The 17,650-nt window shown below is 42.1% G+C and carries 14 protein-coding genes; 8 read left to right on the top strand and 6 right to left on the bottom strand.

All coding sequences use genetic code 11. The features are described 5' to 3' along the window. Positions 1-409: 409 nt before the first annotated feature. From malQ to HMPREF9180_RS10465, 3 genes are all read left to right on the top strand, one after another. Positions 410-1,927 (top strand): 4-alpha-glucanotransferase, encoded by a 1,518-nt coding sequence (gene malQ / locus HMPREF9180_RS08550; RefSeq protein WP_006146134.1) that lies wholly within the window; start codon positions 410-412, stop codon positions 1,925-1,927. A gap of 23 nt (positions 1,928-1,950) precedes the next feature. Continuing rightward, the gene (gene glgP, locus HMPREF9180_RS08555) at positions 1,951-4,209 is read left to right on the top strand and encodes a glycogen/starch/alpha-glucan family phosphorylase (RefSeq protein WP_006146135.1); all 2,259 of its coding nucleotides are present in this window, start codon (positions 1,951-1,953) and stop codon (positions 4,207-4,209) included. A gap of 273 nt (positions 4,210-4,482) precedes the next feature. Continuing rightward, positions 4,483-4,689 (top strand): hypothetical protein, encoded by a 207-nt coding sequence (locus HMPREF9180_RS10465; protein ID WP_000265676.1) that lies wholly within the window; start codon positions 4,483-4,485, stop codon positions 4,687-4,689. Between the two features lie 109 nt (positions 4,690-4,798). On the opposite strand, the gene HMPREF9180_RS08565 is transcribed toward HMPREF9180_RS10465, so the two are convergent. After that, on the bottom strand, positions 4,799-5,647 hold the full coding sequence (locus HMPREF9180_RS08565) for a putative RNA methyltransferase (protein WP_006146136.1): 849 nt from the start codon (positions 5,645-5,647) through the stop codon (positions 4,799-4,801). A gap of 53 nt (positions 5,648-5,700) precedes the next feature. Next, entirely contained in the window at positions 5,701-6,957 is a 1,257-nt protein-coding gene (gene tyrS / locus HMPREF9180_RS08570; protein ID WP_006146137.1) for a tyrosine--tRNA ligase, read from the bottom strand. A 183-nt stretch (positions 6,958-7,140) separates the two neighbouring features. On the opposite strand from tyrS, the gene mutL reads away from it, so the two are divergent. The 3 genes from mutL to HMPREF9180_RS08585 are packed head-to-tail and all read left to right on the top strand — an operon-like array spanning position 7,141 to position 10,281. Then, entirely contained in the window at positions 7,141-9,090 is a 1,950-nt protein-coding gene (gene mutL, locus HMPREF9180_RS08575) for a DNA mismatch repair endonuclease MutL (RefSeq protein WP_006146138.1), read from the top strand. 15 nt (positions 9,091-9,105) lie between these two features. Further along, a complete protein-coding gene (gene ruvA, locus HMPREF9180_RS08580; RefSeq protein ID WP_006146139.1) occupies positions 9,106-9,699 on the top strand; it encodes a Holliday junction branch migration protein RuvA in 594 nt (197 codons plus the stop codon). A gap of 9 nt (positions 9,700-9,708) precedes the next feature. After that, entirely contained in the window at positions 9,709-10,281 is a 573-nt protein-coding gene (locus HMPREF9180_RS08585; RefSeq protein WP_006146140.1) for a DNA-3-methyladenine glycosylase I, read from the top strand. A 45-nt stretch (positions 10,282-10,326) separates the two neighbouring features. Here the strand turns inward: HMPREF9180_RS08585 and HMPREF9180_RS08590 are convergent, their stop codons facing one another. The 4 genes from HMPREF9180_RS08590 to HMPREF9180_RS08605 all read right to left on the bottom strand — a co-directional run bounded on the left by HMPREF9180_RS08590 (position 10,327) and on the right by HMPREF9180_RS08605 (position 13,608). After that, positions 10,327-11,364 (bottom strand): S66 family peptidase, encoded by a 1,038-nt coding sequence (locus HMPREF9180_RS08590; protein WP_006146141.1) that lies wholly within the window; start codon positions 11,362-11,364, stop codon positions 10,327-10,329. A gap of 150 nt (positions 11,365-11,514) precedes the next feature. Further along, positions 11,515-11,778, bottom strand: a complete 264-nt coding sequence (locus tag HMPREF9180_RS08595) for a SemiSWEET family transporter (RefSeq protein ID WP_004250486.1) — start codon at positions 11,776-11,778, stop codon at positions 11,515-11,517. Positions 11,779-11,976: 198 nt separating this feature from the next. After that, complete coding sequence (locus HMPREF9180_RS08600) at positions 11,977-12,651, bottom strand: DUF1129 domain-containing protein (RefSeq protein ID WP_006146142.1); 675 nt, start codon at positions 12,649-12,651, stop codon at positions 11,977-11,979. Between the two features lie 12 nt (positions 12,652-12,663). Beyond that, positions 12,664-13,608: a magnesium transporter CorA family protein gene (locus HMPREF9180_RS08605; protein WP_006146143.1), complete on the bottom strand. Its 945-nt coding sequence runs from the start codon at positions 13,606-13,608 to the stop codon at positions 12,664-12,666. Positions 13,609-13,754: 146 nt separating this feature from the next. On the opposite strand from HMPREF9180_RS08605, the gene uvrA reads away from it, so the two are divergent. Together uvrA and HMPREF9180_RS08615 are read left to right on the top strand one after the other, a co-directional pair. Further along, positions 13,755-16,586, top strand: coding sequence for an excinuclease ABC subunit UvrA (gene uvrA, locus HMPREF9180_RS08610; RefSeq protein ID WP_006146144.1), 2,832 nt, complete (start codon positions 13,755-13,757; stop codon positions 16,584-16,586). Next, on the top strand, positions 16,579-17,640 hold the full coding sequence (locus tag HMPREF9180_RS08615) for a M24 family metallopeptidase (RefSeq protein WP_006146145.1): 1,062 nt from the start codon (positions 16,579-16,581) through the stop codon (positions 17,638-17,640). The genes uvrA and HMPREF9180_RS08615 overlap by 8 nt, the downstream gene beginning before the upstream one ends. Positions 17,641-17,650: the final 10 nt, after the last annotated feature.

The raw sequence follows: 17,650 nt of genomic DNA on the forward strand, positions 1-17,650 counted from the left end.
CTAAAGAATAACAAATTTTATAGTCTAGGGAACGCAAACGTTTTCCCTTATGACCCTAGTATAGCACAAACAGAAAACGGTTGCAAGCATTTTTTGAAAAAATTTTAAAATGCTGAATATCAGAAAAAACAGAAAACTATCAATAATTATAGGTATAAAAGGTAAATAATTAAGAAGAAATTGTTTGGAAGATAAGTAAGTGGAAACGCTTGCGTGCTTCTTTAAAAAAGTGTATGAAAGTAAGAGAAGTGAATATAGTAAATTTTATTTGTGATTCTACAAATAAATCAAAAAAGTTTTTTAAAAACGCTTGCATTTCTTTTGGAAATGGGTTATACTTTAGATAGCGCAAACGTTTGCGCAATAAAACAATGAAGTAATTAAAAATATAAACACTTGAGGTGCTAATATGAAAAAACGTCAAAGCGGTGTGTTGATGCACATCTCATCACTTCCAGGAGCATACGGAATCGGATCATTTGGTCAAAGCGCCTATGATTTCGTTGACTTCTTGGTTCGTACCAAACAGCGTTACTGGCAAATTCTTCCTTTAGGGACAACTAGCTACGGAGACTCTCCTTACCAATCATTCTCAGCCTTTGCTGGAAACACTCATTTTATCGATCTTGATATTTTGGTAGAGCAAGGCTTGTTGGAAGCGACTGATCTTGAAGGTGTTGACTTTGGTAGCAATCCAGAGGAAGTCGACTATGCCAAAATCTACTATGCACGTCGTCCTCTTCTAGAGAAAGCCGTCAAACGTTTCCTTGAAGTCGGAGATGTCAAAGATTTCGAAAAATTTGCTCAAGAAAATCAATCATGGCTTGAACTATTTGCAGAGTACATGGCTATCAAGGAGCATTTTGATAATCTTGCTTGGACAGAATGGCCAGATGCAGATGCTCGTGCTCGTAAAGCTTCAACTCTTGAAAGCTACCGTGAGAAATTAGCTGACAAGCTTGTTTACCACCGCGTAACCCAATACCTTTTCTTCCAACAATGGTTGAAATTGAAAGCATACGCTAACGAAAGTCACATCGAGATTGTCGGTGATATGCCAATCTATGTAGCGGAAGATTCAAGCGACATGTGGGCAAATCCACACCTCTTTAAAACAGATGAAAATGGGAAAGCAACTTGCATCGCAGGTTGCCCACCAGATGAATTCTCTGCTACTGGTCAGCTCTGGGGTAACCCAATCTATGACTGGGAAGCTATGGACAAAGATGGCTACAAATGGTGGATTGAACGCTTGCGTGAAAGCTTCAAAATCTACGATATCGTTCGTATCGACCACTTCCGTGGATTTGAGTCTTACTGGGAAATTCCTGCTGGTTCTGAAACAGCAGCACCTGGTAAATGGGTGAAAGGTCCTGACTACAAACTCTTTGCAGCGGTTAAAGAGGAACTTGGTGACTTGAACATCATCGCAGAGGACCTTGGATTCATGACTGACGAAGTTATTGAACTACGTGAACGCACTGGCTTCCCAGGAATGAAAGTCCTTCAATTTGCCTTCAACCCAGAGCACGAAAGTATCGACAGCCCACACTTGGCACCAGCCAACTCAGTTATGTACACAGGAACACACGATAACAACACTGTTCTTGGTTGGTATCGTAATGAAATCGACGATCCAACTCGTGAGTACATGGCACGTTATACAAATCGCAAGGAATATGAAACAGTAGTACATGCTATGCTTCGTACAGCCTTCTCATCAGTAAGCTTTATGACTATCGCTACTATGCAAGATTTGCTAGAGTTGGATGGTTCAGCTCGTATGAACTTCCCATCTACTCTTGGTGGAAACTGGTCATGGCGTATGACAGAGGATCAATTGACTCCTGCTGTTGAAGAAACTTTGCTTGACTTGACTACAATTTATCGCCGAATCAATGAAAATTTGGTAGAATTAAAGAAATAAGACATTATCAGGAGACACAAAAAATGTTACCATTAAAAGAATTTGTACAAAATCGTTACAATAAATCTATCGCAGAATGTAGCAACGAAGAGCTTTACCTTGCTCTTCTTAACTACAGCAAACTTGCTAGCAGCCAAAAACCAGTTAACACTGGTAAGAAAAAAGTTTACTACATCTCAGCTGAGTTCTTGATTGGTAAACTCTTGTCAAACAACTTGATTAACCTTGGTCTTTATGACGAAGTTAAGAAAGAACTTGCTGATGCAGGTAAAGAGTTGATCGAAGTCGAAGAAGTAGAATTGGAACCATCACTTGGTAATGGTGGTTTGGGACGTTTGGCAGCCTGCTTTATCGACTCAATCGCTACACTTGGTTTGAATGGTGACGGTGTTGGTTTGAACTACCACTTCGGTCTTTTCCAACAAGTTCTTAAAAACAACCAACAAGAAACTATTCCTAACGCTTGGTTGACTGACCAAAACTGGTTGGTTCGTTCAAGCCGTAGCTACCAAGTACCATTTGCACACTTTACATTGACATCTACTCTTTACGATATCGATGTACCTGGATACAAAACAGCTACTAAAAACCGTTTGCGTTTGTTTGACTTGGATTCAGTTGATTCTTCAATCATCAAAGATGGTATCAACTTTGACAAGACAGACATCGCTCGCAACTTGACTCTTTTCCTTTACCCAGACGATAGCGACAAACAAGGTGAATTGCTCCGTATCTTCCAACAATACTTCATGGTTTCAAACGGTGCGCAATTGATCATCGATGAAGCAATCGAAAAAGGAAGCAACTTGCATGACCTTGCTGACTACGCAGTTGTACAAATCAACGATACTCACCCATCAATGGTGATTCCTGAGTTGATCCGTCTTTTGACTGAACGTGGTATCGAACTTGATGAAGCAATTTCTATCGTTCGTAGCATGACTGCTTACACAAACCACACAATCCTTGCTGAAGCCCTTGAAAAATGGCCTCTTGAATTCTTGGAAGAAGTGGTTCCTCACTTGGTACCAATCATCAAAGAATTGGACCGTCGTGTTCGTGCTGAATACAAAGATCCAGCTGTTCAAATCATTGATGAAAACGATCGTGTACACATGGCCCACATGGATATCCACTATGGATACAGCGTAAACGGGGTTGCCGCTCTTCACACTGAAATCTTGAAGAACTCTGAGTTGAAAGCATTCTACGATCTTTACCCAGAAAAATTCAACAACAAAACAAACGGTATTACTTTCCGTCGTTGGCTCATGCATGCTAACCCAAGCTTGTCTCACTACTTGGATGAGATTCTTGGACGCGAATGGCACCATGAAGCTTCTAAATTGGAAGACCTTCTTTCATACGAAGACAAGGCTGCTGTCAAAGAAAAATTGGAAAGCATCAAAGCTCACAACAAACGTAAATTGGCTCGTCACTTGAAAGAACACCAAGGTGTGGAAATCAATACTAACTCAATCTTTGATATCCAAATCAAACGTCTTCACGAGTACAAACGTCAACAAATGAACGCTTTGTATGTGATTCACAAATACTTGGACATCAAGGCTGGTAATATCCCTGCTCGTCCAATCACAGTATTCTTTGGTGGTAAAGCAGCTCCTGCCTACACAATCGCTCAAGACATCATCCACTTGATCCTTTGCTTGTCAGAAGTGATTGCTAACGACCCAGCAGTAGCTCCACACTTGCAAGTCGTAATGGTTGAAAACTACAACGTTACTGCAGCAAGCTTCTTGATTCCAGCATGTGACATCTCAGAACAAATCTCACTTGCTTCTAAAGAAGCTTCAGGTACTGGTAACATGAAATTCATGTTGAACGGAGCTTTGACTCTTGGTACTATGGACGGGGCTAACGTGGAAATCGCTGAGTTGGTTGGAGACGAAAACATCTACATCTTTGGTGAAGATTCAGAAACTGTTATCGACCTTTACGCAAAATCAGCTTACAAATCAAGCGAATTCTACGCTCGTAAAGCGATCAAACCATTGGTTGACTTTATCGTGAGCGACGCTGTTCTCGCAGTTGGTAAGAAAGAACGCTTGGAACGTCTTTACAATGAATTGATTAACAAAGACTGGTTCATGACTCTTCTTGACTTGGAAGACTACATCAAAGTGAAAGAGCAAATGCTTGCTGATTACGAAAACCGTGATGCATGGTTGGATAAAGTGATTGTCAACATTGCTAAAGCAGGATTCTTCTCATCTGACCGTACAATCGCTCAGTACAACGAAGATATCTGGCACTTGAACTAAGCTATAAAATTATACTAATACATTTTGTAAAAAAGCGAGTTTCAATTGAAATTCGCTTTTTTTAAGTGTTGTGGATTTGAGGTTGACTGGTCTCAAAAGAAAAAATGACTTGTCAATAATTTCTAGCCTTAACAACAGGCTTAGAGGACATTTAACAATGCAGGATTTACCACCTTGAAGCCTCAGATTTTTCTTAGTTGTTACCTCAAATTTCTTGTATTCGTTTACAAATAGTATTATAATAGTATTGTAGTAAAGAAAGAGGGTGTTCTTATGTGGAAAAAATATTTTTCAAAATATAAATGGACTGATTTATTTTGGATTCTATTTGTTATTTTAACATGCCTCTTGGCGGGTAATAGTAATCTTTACCCCCTTACCCATCAAGAAATCTCTTATCATGGGTGCTTATCGGGAATTACACTTGCCTTATTTCACTTGCTATTTATTGATAAGTTTTTTATTTCGAATCGAAAATAAACGGAGAGGTTAAAAAGGTTTAAACTTTTGGGATAGATAGTTGAAAAATCGCGATTTAAACCCGCATCTCGAGAAGAGGTGCGGGATTTGTTTTATCTCAAAAATTTGTTTACAGTGCTTTCCCAACAAGTATCTCTGCTTCGATAGTAATCTCTGTCAGTTGACTCCAGTCAATCTTGCTTTGGTCGACGTGGAAGAGCAGGGGCGTCATGCTAAGTAAAGCTTGACGTTGCTCGGTTGTAATAGGTTTGGTCAAGGAAGCGATCTGACTAGATTGGATGCTAAAGTGTTCCTGGAAATGTTCCCTGATATCTTGGTTGGAATAGTCTTTCTTTGTCAGCTGGTTCTCTACCATCTGACGGATTTCCTTGAGGTGGTTTTCAGTAGGGATGACCTTGATTAAGATGCCATCTCTAGATAAAACGCGGCGAAATTCTCCGTAGTTGGCAGGGGAAAAGATATCAAGCAGGATATCCATGCTAGCATTTTTTATAGGAAGACGAGCCAAGTCACCGACAAACCAGTTGACTACCCAGTTTGGTTCACTCTTGGCAGCGATTTGGACGGAATCTTTGGAGATATCAAAGGCATAGAAGGTTTTGTCAGGATGACTTTCTTGGAGTTTGCGAGAATAGAATCCTTCGCCACAACCGATATCTAAGACTGTGGTGCTAGTTTCTGAACTGGCTAGCAAGTCAGATACAGCCTCTAAGATAGCTTGATAAAAGCCGGCTTCTAGGATTTGTTGACGGTTTTGAAAGTTTTCTTTATCGTAGTTGGTGGATTGCTTGATTTGAGGCGCTAGATTGACATAGCCGAATTTTGCCAGATCAAAAGAATGGCGATTGCTACACTTGAGACTGCTCTCGACCAAGGTCAGGTTTTCTTGGCAGATAGGGCAGACAAAGGCACTAGCAGATGCAAAGCGCTGGAGTTTTGGTTTGAGGTTTGTATTCATAGTTTTAGTCTAGCAAAAAAAGAACTGGATGGCAAATGCATCCAGTCTGTTTTTTAGTATGTTAGAACGAAGTATTTTTTCTTACCGCGGCGGATTACAGTCAGTTCATTCTCTAACTTGTCTGCGTCACTCAAGATATAGTCAAGGTCTTGGATGCGGTCGCCGTTGATATAGATAGCTCCATTTTGAATATCTTCACGGGCTTGACGTTTTGAGTTAACCACACCAGAAGATACAAGGAGTTCAACGATGTTGTGGTTTTCGTCTGCTTGTACTTGGTAGTTTGGCACACCACGAAGTCCTTGTTTGAGTTCTTTGACAGAAAGGTTTTTGATATTCCCTGCAAAGAGTTGTTCAGTGATGTTAAGGGCTTCTTTGTAGGCTTCTTCACCGTGAACAAGTGTCACGACTTCACGAGCCAAGACTTTTTGAGCCAAGCGTTCGTGTGGTGCTGCTTCGAATTGTTTACGGATGTCTTCAATCTCGTCTAATGACAAGAAAGTAAAAATCTTCAAGAAGCGAACAGCGTCAGCATCCATGACGTTCATCCAGAATTGGTACATTTCGTATGGAGAAGTCTTTTCAGGGTTGAGCCAAACAGCATTCCCTTCTGATTTACCAAATTTCTTACCGGTTGCGTCTGTGATGAGTGGGACAGTGATGACGTGACCAGTCTTGTCAGCCTTACGACGAAGCAATTCTGTACCAGCAGTCATATTTCCCCATTGGTCAGAACCACCGATTTGAAGGGTTACATTGTGTTCTTGGTTGAGGACAAAGAAGTCATACCCTTGCATGATTTGGTAGGCAAACTCAGTGTAAGAAATCCCTGTTTCAATCCGTTTCTTCACAGACTCCTTGCTCATCATGTAGTTGACAGTGAAGTATTTTCCGATATCACGGAGGAAGTCAATGAAGCTGATGCTGCCAAACCAGTCGTAGTTGTTGACCATGACAGCTTTATTTTCCCCATTTTCAAAGTCAAGAAAGCGAGAAAGTTGTCCTTGGATAGACTTGACCCAGCCATCTACTGTGTCTTTTGTTTGGAGACTACGCTCAGCATCTTTGAAGGACGGATCTCCGATGAGACCTGTAGCACCGCCAACGAGCGCATATGGTTTGTGACCTGCTAACTGCAAGCGACGACTTGTCAAGATTGCGACAAGGTGACCTAGGTGAAGGCTGTCAGCAGTTGGATCGTAGCCAGTATAATAAGAAACTTGACCTTCTTCTAGGGATTTACGCAAAGCTTCTTCATCAGTCGTTTGAAAAATCAAACCACGCTCTTTTAGCTCATCAAAAATGTGCATATGTCTTTTCTCCTTTTTAAAATATTATTTCTACCTATTTTACCACAAACTTGGCAAATAACCTAGTAAAATCGGGAAGAAAGTTGCTACTCGGACTTTTTTGGAAACGAGCGAAATATGGTATAATAGCACTAGCTTATTTTCAGAGAAATAGATAAAAATCGTTAAGAAAGGGGCTGAAAGATGTCTCATATTATTGAATTGCCAGAAGTCTTGGCCAATCAAATCGCGGCAGGAGAAGTAATCGAACGCCCTGCTAGTGTAGTCAAGGAACTAGTTGAAAACGCCATTGATGCTGGCTCTAACCAGATTATCGTAGAGATTGAAGAAGCTGGGCTTAAGAAGATCCAAATCACAGATAATGGTCACGGGATTGCCCACGACGAAGTAGAGTTGGCCCTCCGCCGTCATGCGACCAGTAAGATTAAGAATCAAGCGGATCTTTTTCGGATTCGGACCCTTGGTTTTCGTGGTGAAGCTCTGCCTTCTATTGCTTCTGTCAGTGTTTTGACTTTGTTGACAGCGGTGGACGGTGCCAGTCACGGGACCAAGCTAGTGGCTCGTGGGGGTCAAGTTGAGGAAATCATTCCAGCGACCAGTCCTGTGGGGACTAAGGTTTGTGTGGAAGATCTCTTTTTCAATACACCGGCTCGTCTCAAGTATATGAAGAGCCAGCAGGCAGAGTTGTCTCATATCATTGACATTGTCAATCGTCTGGGGCTAGCCCATCCGGAGATTTCTTTTAGCCTGATTTGTGATGGCAAGGAAATGACACGAACAGCTGGTACGGGTCAACTGCGTCAAGCCATTGCTGGGATTTATGGTTTAGCCAGTGCCAAAAAGATGGTTGAGATTGAGAATGCTGACCTAGATTTTGAAATTTCAGGCTTTGTCTCATTGCCGGAATTGACACGGGCTAATCGTAACTATATCAGCCTTTTTATCAATGGCCGTTATATCAAAAACTTCCTGCTCAATCGTGCTATTTTAGATGGTTACGGTAGCAAGCTCATGGTGGGGCGTTTTCCGCTGGCTGTTATTCACATCCATATTGATCCTTATCTAGCAGATGTCAATGTGCACCCGACCAAGCAAGAGGTGCGAATTTCCAAGGAAAGAGAACTGATGGCACTGGTTTCAGAAGCTATTGCAAAGAGTCTCAAGGAACAGACCTTGATTCCAGATGCCTTGGAAAATCTGGCCAAATCTACGGTTCGCAATCGTGAAAAGGTGGAGCAAACGACTTTGCCACTGAGAGAAAATACATTCTATTATGAAAAAAATGAACCGACTAGACCGACACAAGCTGAGGTGGCAGACCATCAGGTGAACCTGACTGAAGAGAAACAGGATTTGAATCTGTTTGCTAAGGAAGCCTTGGACCAGATGACCAAGCCAGCTAAACTGCATTTTGCAGAGAGAAAGCCTGCTAGCTATGACCAACTGGACCATCCAGAGTTAGATCTAGCTAGTTTGGATAAGGCTTATGACAAGTTGGAGCGGGAAGAATCTTCAAGCTTTCCAGAGTTGGAATTTTTCGGTCAGATGCATGGAACCTATCTCTTTGCACAAGGTCGAGATGGGCTCTACATCATAGATCAGCACGCGGCTCAGGAACGGGTTAAGTATGAGGAGTACCGTGAGAGCATTGGCAATGTTGACCAGAGCCAGCAGCAACTCCTAGTGCCCTATATCTTTGAATTTCCTGCGGATGATGCCCTTCGTCTCAAAGAAAGAATGTCTCTTTTAGAGGAAGTAGGCGTCTTTCTAGCAGAGTACGGGGAGAATCAATTTATCTTGCGCGAACATCCCATTTGGATGGCAGAGGAGGAAATCGAGTCTGGAATCTATGAGATGTGCGACATGCTCCTCTTGACCAAGGAAGTTTCAATCAAGAAATACCGGGCAGAGTTGGCCATTATGATGTCCTGCAAGCGGTCTATCAAGGCCAATCATCGCATCGATGACCACTCGGCTAGACAACTCCTCTATCAGCTCTCTCAATGTGACAACCCCTATAACTGTCCACACGGACGTCCTGTTTTGGTTCACTTTACCAAGTCGGACATGGAAAAGATGTTCCGTCGCATTCAGGAAAATCACACGAGTCTACGAGAACTAGGAAAATACTAAATTTAAAGGAAAATTATGTACGAATATCTAAAGGGTATCATTACCAAAATTACTGCTAAATACATCGTCCTAGAAGCTAACGGTATCGGCTACATCCTGCATGTAGCTAACCCTTATGCCTACTCAGGGCAAGTCAACCAAGAAGCACAAATCTATGTGCATCAAGTCGTTCGCGAAGATGTTCATCTACTTTACGGTTTTCGTTCAGAAGACGAGAAAAGGCTCTTTCTCAGTTTGATTTCTGTATCAGGCATTGGTCCTGTTTCCGCTCTTGCCATCATCGCAGCTGATGACAATGCAGGCCTCGTTCAAGCTATTGAGACTAAGAACATCACCTACTTGACCAAGTTCCCTAAAATCGGTAAGAAAACAGCCCAACAGATGGTCTTGGACTTAGAAGGGAAAGTTGTTGTGGCAGGAGACGATCTCCCTGCTAAAACTGCAGCTCCATCTAGCAGCGACAACCAAGAATTGGAAGAAGCCATGGAAGCCATGTTAGCCTTAGGCTATAAGGCAACAGAGCTCAAGAAAATTAAGAAATTCTTTGAAGGGACGACGGATACAGCTGAGAACTATATCAAATCTGCCCTTAAGATGTTGGTGAAATAGGAGAAGTCTATGCCAAAACGCTGTGGCTGGGTTAAAATGAACAACCCTCTCTATGTGGCCTACCATGATGAGGAGTGGGGACGGCCCCTCCACGATGATCAAGCGCTTTTTGAGTTGCTTTGTATGGAAACCTATCAGGCTGGACTATCTTGGGAAACGGTGCTCAATAAACGACAAGCCTTTCGGGAAGCTTTTCATGGTTACCAAGTTCATCGTGTTGCAGAGATGGCTGACTCTGAATTGGAGTCTTTAATGGATAATGCAGCCATCATCCGAAATCGAGCCAAGATATTTGCGACGCGTACCAATGCTCAGACCTTTCTACAAGTGCAGGCAGACTATGGTTCTTTTGATGCCTATCTTTGGTCTTTTGTCGGTGGGAAAACCATCGTCAATGATGTGCCTGACTACAGCCAGGCGCCTGCCAAAACAGCTCTATCTGAGAAATTATCCAAAGATCTCAAAAAACGAGGCTTCAAATTCACAGGCCCAGTCGCCATCTTGTCATTTTTACAAGCAGCAGGCCTGGTCAATGATCATGAGAATGATTGTGAATGGAAAAGTAGAAATGAGTGCCTATAGGTGTCTAGAACATCGGAGAATACAGAAAAAGCTGAGAAATTCATCTCAGCTTTCTTTGTTATAGTCAAAGCGAATGACTTGCTTCTTTGCATCTACATGGGCGTGAACTCCGAAGGGGACAATTGTTCTTGGAGTTGCGTGTCCGACATTCAGATTATAGACAATCGGGATATTGCTACCAATGGTGTCTATTAAAGCCTCCTTATAGTCGTCATAGAAGGTTTCATCCATAGGTTTTCCGACCAAGAGTCCACTGATGACTTCAAATATCCCAGTTTCTTTTAAAGCCTGCAACATTTTTTTGAAATCATCAGGTTCAGGCTTTTCTTGACTTGTTTCTAGCAATAGAATCTTTCCTTCCCAGTCGGATAAGTCAGGGAAAAGTTTGTATTTTTGGCAGAGGTCTGTGCTATCTGCGTGTAGAGAGTTGTCAAAAATATCATAGAGAGACTCAAGACAACCACCGAGGATTTCTCCCTCAAACTGAGCATTGCCTTGTAACAAGTCAAAACCTGTATTTGCATGGCTGACACGAGGTGTTCCCAAGGCTTCGGGACTAAAATTAGTCCGTTCCTCATACCAAACGTTACTAGGGCGGATTTCTGAAATTCTACCAGTCTCTATCAATTCTTTGAAGTAGTGGAGGCTATACGGCAACATTTCTTTGTCTAATTCACAAATGTCTGCTAAAAAGGATTGCCCATAAAAAGTCTTGATTCCTAGTTTATGCAACATGAGATGGTTCATGGTCGTATCCGAGAAACCGAGAAAAATCTTTGGTTTGATAACCTTTTGTAGTTGGTCATTTTCAAAAAGATAAGGTAGCAAGCGATAGGTATCGTTTCCACCAATGGCGCATAGGATCATGTCGATGCTATCATCAGAAAAGGCCTGAATCAAATCCTCTGCACGAGCTTCAGGATGTTCTTTGATAAAATCTAAGCCTTTTAGCGAATGAGGTAGAAAGATAGGATTGAGTCCGAGGTCCTTGAGACGTTGAATACCCAAGTCCACTTCGTGCTTGACAAAGTCTTCACCCATAGTCCCACTAGATAAACTTATAATACCAATAGTAGAAGTCATATCTTATCCTCCTGGAAATAGATTGAGCCTATTTTATCACAAAAAATGAGGGGAAACAACAAGAATTAGAGTCAGAAGAAGACTTTTAGATCGAGAAAATAGTAAAAAAGCAACCACTCGATATGGGTGCTTTTTATAGTAGTTGTATTCTTATAGAGCAGTAAGGAAAGTCAGTCCGCCAAGGATAACCCCGGCTGAGTTTGGAATGATTAGAATCCAGTCTTTCTTAGGCTCTTTTGTCCATCCATAAATGACCCAGATTAAGCAAGAGACTGCTGCTGATAAAGGTTGAAATGGTTGAGCTTTATTTCCTTGTAAATTGGCAAAAATTTGGGGGATGTAGGCTATAAATACAATAATCCCGATAAAGGCACCAATTGAACCGACAATTTGATTAATTCTCTGTTTAGTCATATATATTTCTCCTTATTACTTTATTAGTATAACAGAAAAACAACTTGGATTCAAGGATAAAACCTCGGGATTCCAAGGGAAGACTTTATATTAGAATGTTATTAGAAAATGTGTTTACTTCTTTTGAGAATCGAAAAATGATTTGGAACTACAAAAAAAGTAGTCTGTCTACAAAACACACTACTTTTATTGTTTATCTTAATATCTAGCAGGTCCTGCACTTGCGCTCTTGATGTTGAAACGTTTTTTGAGGTAGAAACGTAGGGCAAGGAGAGCTCCTCCAATGACCAACAAAACAAGAGGTGGTAAGCTGATGTTGATGGCTTGTGGAAGGAAATTACTCAAGAAGAGGATGAAGACCCAGGCAAACATGGTTGCTAACATAACCAAAAGTGATTTCCAGAATGGTGGGCGTTGGCTACGGTCAGTATCTGGTCCGTAGTAGCGGTAAATGAAGTGGTAGAGAAGATAGAAGGCAACTCCACCAAAGGCCCCTACACTGATAAGTGTTACCAATCCGTAGGCCACAGGTTGGTTTGAGAAGAAGCTCATCAAGGCGCTAACTACTGCAAATAGTCCTGTAATGAAAAGGGCTGAATCCAACATCATCAATTTTGGATCGTCATTTTCTTTTGGATGTTCTTTTTCGTATTGCTCTTTTTCGCTAAAGCTGTGAGCCCAGTGAGTTGGTGCTCCGTAAATAGAGCGAGCAGTCACACCTTTTGGTTGTTCTTCAAGGATGTGAGGAATGACTTCTTCAAGGATAGCCTTGATTTCAGCGTCGGTTTTTCCATCTTTAAGAAACTGCTGGGTTGCAATATGGATAAATTCTTGGTTTTTCTTGGTTAATTCTTTTAAATCAATCTGTGACATAATAACTCCTGTTTAGAACCATTTTTTATGGATGAGGTAAAGAGTGAGAGAAACACTCATAGCAAAGGCGATAAATACGATGAGCCAGAAAGCATGCGGTTCTCCGTTTAAAGGAATTTCATTATCCTTAAAGTTCATTCCGTAGGCTGAGAAAATCATGGTTGGGATGGACATAACGATAGTCACAAGTGCCAAGGTTTTCATGATATTGTTCTGGTTGTTTGAAATGATAGAGGCAAAGGTCTCCGTCATAGAGTGAAGGACGTTTCCATAGATATCCGCCATCTCGATGGCCTGTTGCGTTTCAATCAAGGTATCTTCTAGTAAGTCTTCGTCTTCAAGGTATTTCTTGATGTTGCTAGTTGCGCTGGTCAACTTTTTAATCACGCGCTCGTTTGTCTTAAGAGAGGCTTTGAAGTAGACGATGGTCTTTTCCAACTCCATGAGTTCAATCAATTCTTCATTTCGAGTAGATTTGTGAAGTTGACTCTCAATCTGCTCACTCTTACGTTCGATTGAACGAAGGGCAGTCAAGTAAATCTCTGCATTGCGGTAGAGGATTTGAAAGATAAAGCGCGAACGCATAAAGGTATAGAAATTTCGAAGTCTCCGATTGATGAAGACATCTAGAAGTGGGAGAGGCTCCAAGCAAGTCGTGATGATAGCCTCTTCTGTGATAATGATTCCCAAGGGAATAGTCACATAGTAGGTTTGGTTATTTCTTTCCTCTGTGATTGGGACGTCCACGATAATCAAGGTGTATTCGTCTTCGATAGTAATACGTGACATTTCTTCCGCATCTAGTGGTGCACGAAGGTCAGTGATATCAATATCAAAGGCCGAGGCGATTTCCATTGATTCGCTTTGAGTAGGGTTGACGAGATTGATCCAAGTTCCCGATTCAAGTGTGTCAATCTCTTTGAATTCAGTTGTTGTTGAAAGAAAGACTTGTTTCATATCTCCTCCCCTTCCGTTTTTGTATTTTAGCGAATTTTTAGCACCGTACTATTATACTACAAAAACGCTTTTTTTGGTAATAGAATCCGACATTTTTTGCTATATCTGGTATAATAGAAAGCAATAACGGACTAGAAAGAAGTAACATGCAAGATAAGATTGTCATCCATGGGGCTCGCGCCCATAATTTAAAAAATATTGACGTGGAAATACCACGAGACAAGCTAGTTGTGGTGACGGGACTATCTGGATCTGGAAAGTCTAGTTTAGCCTTTGATACCCTCTATGCTGAAGGGCAACGTCGTTATGTAGAGAGTCTATCTGCCTATGCGCGACAATTTTTGGGCAATATGGAAAAGCCAGATGTGGATTCTATCGATGGTCTTAGTCCTGCTATTTCCATTGACCAGAAAACGACTAGTAAAAATCCTCGTTCGACAGTTGGAACAACGACGGAAATCAACGACTACCTACGTCTCCTCTATGCACGTGTAGGAACACCCTACTGTATCAACGGACATGGGGCTATCAAAGCTTCGTCTGTAGAGCAGATTGTCGACAAGGTCTTGGAATTGCCAGAGCGCCAGCGTCTGCAGATTTTGGCTCCTGTTATTCGTAAGAAAAAAGGGCAGCATAAGACGCTGATTGAAAAGATTCAAAAAGATGGTTACGTCCGTGTCCGTGTCGATGGAGTTGTTTACGATGTGACCGAAGTTCCTGAACTTGAAAAGAATAAGCAACACAACATCGATGTGGTGGTGGACCGTATCATCATAAAGGATGGGATTCGTAGTCGTCTTTTTGACTCGATTGAGGCAGCCCTTCGTATCGCTGAAGGATATGTCATTATCGATACTATGAACGACTCTGAGTTGCTCTTCTCAGAACACTATGCTTGTCCAGTATGTGGCTTTACGGTTCCAGAACTAGAACCTCGTCTTTTCTCTTTCAATGCTCCTTTTGGGTCATGTAGTGAGTGTGATGGTTTGGGTATCAAGCTAGAGGTGGATATTGATTTAGTGATACCAGATGCTAGCAAGACTCTTCGTGAGGGAGCCCTAGTACCTTGGAACCCTATCTCTTCGAACTATTATCCAAATATGCTAGAACAAGCCATGACAGCCTTTGGAGTGGATATGGATACGCCTTTTGAGAATTTATCAGAATCAGATAAGAACTTGATTCTCTACGGGTCTGATGGGAAAGAATTCCATTTCCACTATGAAAATGAGTTTGGCGGTGTGCGCGATATCGACATTCCTTTTGAAGGGGTTGTCAATAACATCAAGCGTCGCTATCACGAGACTAACAGTGATTACACCCGTACTCAGATGCGTCTCTATATGAATGAGCTAACTTGTGGTACCTGCCACGGTTATCGTCTCAATGACCAGGCCTTATCTGTTCGAGTAGGGGGAGAAAAAGGACCCCATATCGGAGAAATTTCAGACCTCTCCATCGCAGACCATCTGGAGGTCATTGATCAACTAAGCCTGTCTGAAAATGAAGCTATCATCGCTCGCCCAATCCTGAAGGAAATCAAGGACCGCTTGACCTTCCTCAATAATGTGGGGCTTAACTATCTGACGCTTTCTCGTTCAGCAGGAACATTATCAGGTGGGGAGAGCCAACGTATTCGCTTGGCAACCCAGATTGGTTCCAATCTCTCAGGAGTCCTCTATATCTTAGACGAGCCGTCCATCGGTCTTCACCAGAGGGACAATGACCGTTTGATTGCCAGTCTGAAAAAGATGCGGGATTTAGGAAATACTCTCATCGTGGTAGAACACGATGAGGACACCATGCGAGAAGCCGATTATCTGATTGACGTTGGCCCTGGTGCAGGTGTCTTTGGTGGAGAAATTGTTGCTGCAGGAACGCCTAAGCAGGTAGCTCGTAACAGCAAATCCATTACAGGACAGTATCTATCAGGAAAACGCGCGATTCCTGTACCGTCAGAACGTCGCGTTGGGAATGGACGCTTTATTGAGGTGACAGGTGCGCGTGAGAACAACTTGCAAAACATCACCGCTCGCTTCCCACTCGGAAAATTTATTGCAGTGACAGGGGTATCTGGTTCAGGGAAGTCTACCCTCATTAACAGTATCTTAAAAAAAGCTATTGCTCAAAAACTCAATCGCAATTCAGACAAACCAGGTAAGTTTAAGAATATTACAGGAATTGAGCATATCGACCGTCTGATAGACATTGACCAGAGTCCAATTGGACGGACACCGAGGTCTAATCCTGCGACCTATACAGGTGTCTTTGATGACATTCGAGACCTATTCGCTCAGACAAATGAAGCCAAGATTCGTGGCTACAAGAAGGGTCGTTTCAGTTTCAATGTCAAGGGTGGCCGCTGTGAAGCCTGCTCGGGTGATGGGATTATCAAGATTGAGATGCACTTCTTGCCTGATGTTTACGTAGCCTGCGAAGTCTGTCATGGGACTCGCTACAACAGTGAAACGCTAGAAGTTCACTACAAGGAAAAGAATATCTCGCAAGTTTTGGATATGACTGTCAACGATGCAGTAGAATTTTTCAAACATATTCCGAAAATTCAGCGCAAACTTCAGACTATCAAAGATGTTGGTCTAGGTTATGTGACTTTGGGACAACCAGCTACCACCCTTTCTGGAGGGGAGGCCCAGCGTATGAAGTTGGCTAGTGAACTCCACAAACGCTCGACAGGTAAGTCTTTCTATATTCTCGATGAGCCAACTACTGGGTTGCATACTGAGGACATCGCTCGACTACTCACCGTTTTGTCTCGCTTTGTCGATGATGGCAATACAGTTCTCGTCATTGAGCACAATCTGGATGTTATCAAAACAGCAGACCATATTATCGACCTAGGACCAGAAGGTGGTGTTGGCGGTGGTACTATTATCGCAACAGGAACACCAGAGGAAGTGGCTGCCAATGAAGCTAGCTATACAGGACAGTATTTGAAAGGAAAGTTACATCATGAATAAACGTGTGCAAGCATTTTTAGATAAAATGCAAGAAAAAGAACTAGATGGTATCATTATCAATAACCTTAAAAATGTCTACTATTTGACAGGATTTTGGGGTTCAAATGGAACGGTCTTCATCAGCCGTGACCGTCAGGTCTTAGTGACAGATGCTCGCTATATTATCGCTGCCAAGCAAGAAGTTACTGGTTTTGAGATTTTTGCAGAGCGTGATGAGTTAGCTACTATCGCAAAGATTGCAAAAGATATGGGCCTTTCTCGTATCGGATTTGAAGATGAGATTTCAGTTTCTTATTATCATCGCATGCAAACCGCCTTTGAAGGTTTAGAACTAGTTCCACAGACTCAGTTTGTTGAAGCCCTTCGTATAATTAAGGACGAGACAGAAATTGCGACTATTCGCAAGGCTTGTTCCATCTCAGATCAAGCTTTCCACGATGCGCTTGAATTTATCAAGCCAGGGAAGACAGAAATTGAAATTGCCAACTTCCTGGACTTCCGTATGCGTGAATTAGGAGCTGCTGGTTTGTCTTTTGATACCATCCTAGCAAGTGGTATCAATTCTTCTAAACCCCATGCTCATCCTATGCACAAGCCGGTTGAACTAGGCGAAGCTATTACCATGGACTTTGGCTGCCTTTATGATCACTATGTAAGTGATATGACACGTACCATCTACCTAGGGCATGTCAGTGATGAACAAGCAGAAATTTACAATACAGTTTTGAAGGCTAACCAGGCCTTAATTGACCAAGCAAAAGCGGGCCTTGGCTTCCGTGACTTTGACAAGATTCCTCGTGATATTATCACTGACGCAGGTTATGGAGAATACTTTACACATGGTATTGGCCATGGTATCGGTCTTGATATCCATGAAGAACCTTACTTTAGCCAAACTTCGAAAGAAGTCATCAAAACGGGTATGGCCTTGACAGATGAACCAGGTATCTATATTGAAGGAAAATATGGAGTTCGTATCGAAGATGATATCCTCATTACAGATACAGGTTGCGAGCTATTAACCCTTGCTCCAAAAGAATTGATTGTTATCTAAGAAAAAATGA

This window comes from Streptococcus peroris ATCC 700780 (genome assembly GCF_000187585.1).
Lineage (GTDB): Bacteria > Bacillota > Bacilli > Lactobacillales > Streptococcaceae > Streptococcus > Streptococcus peroris.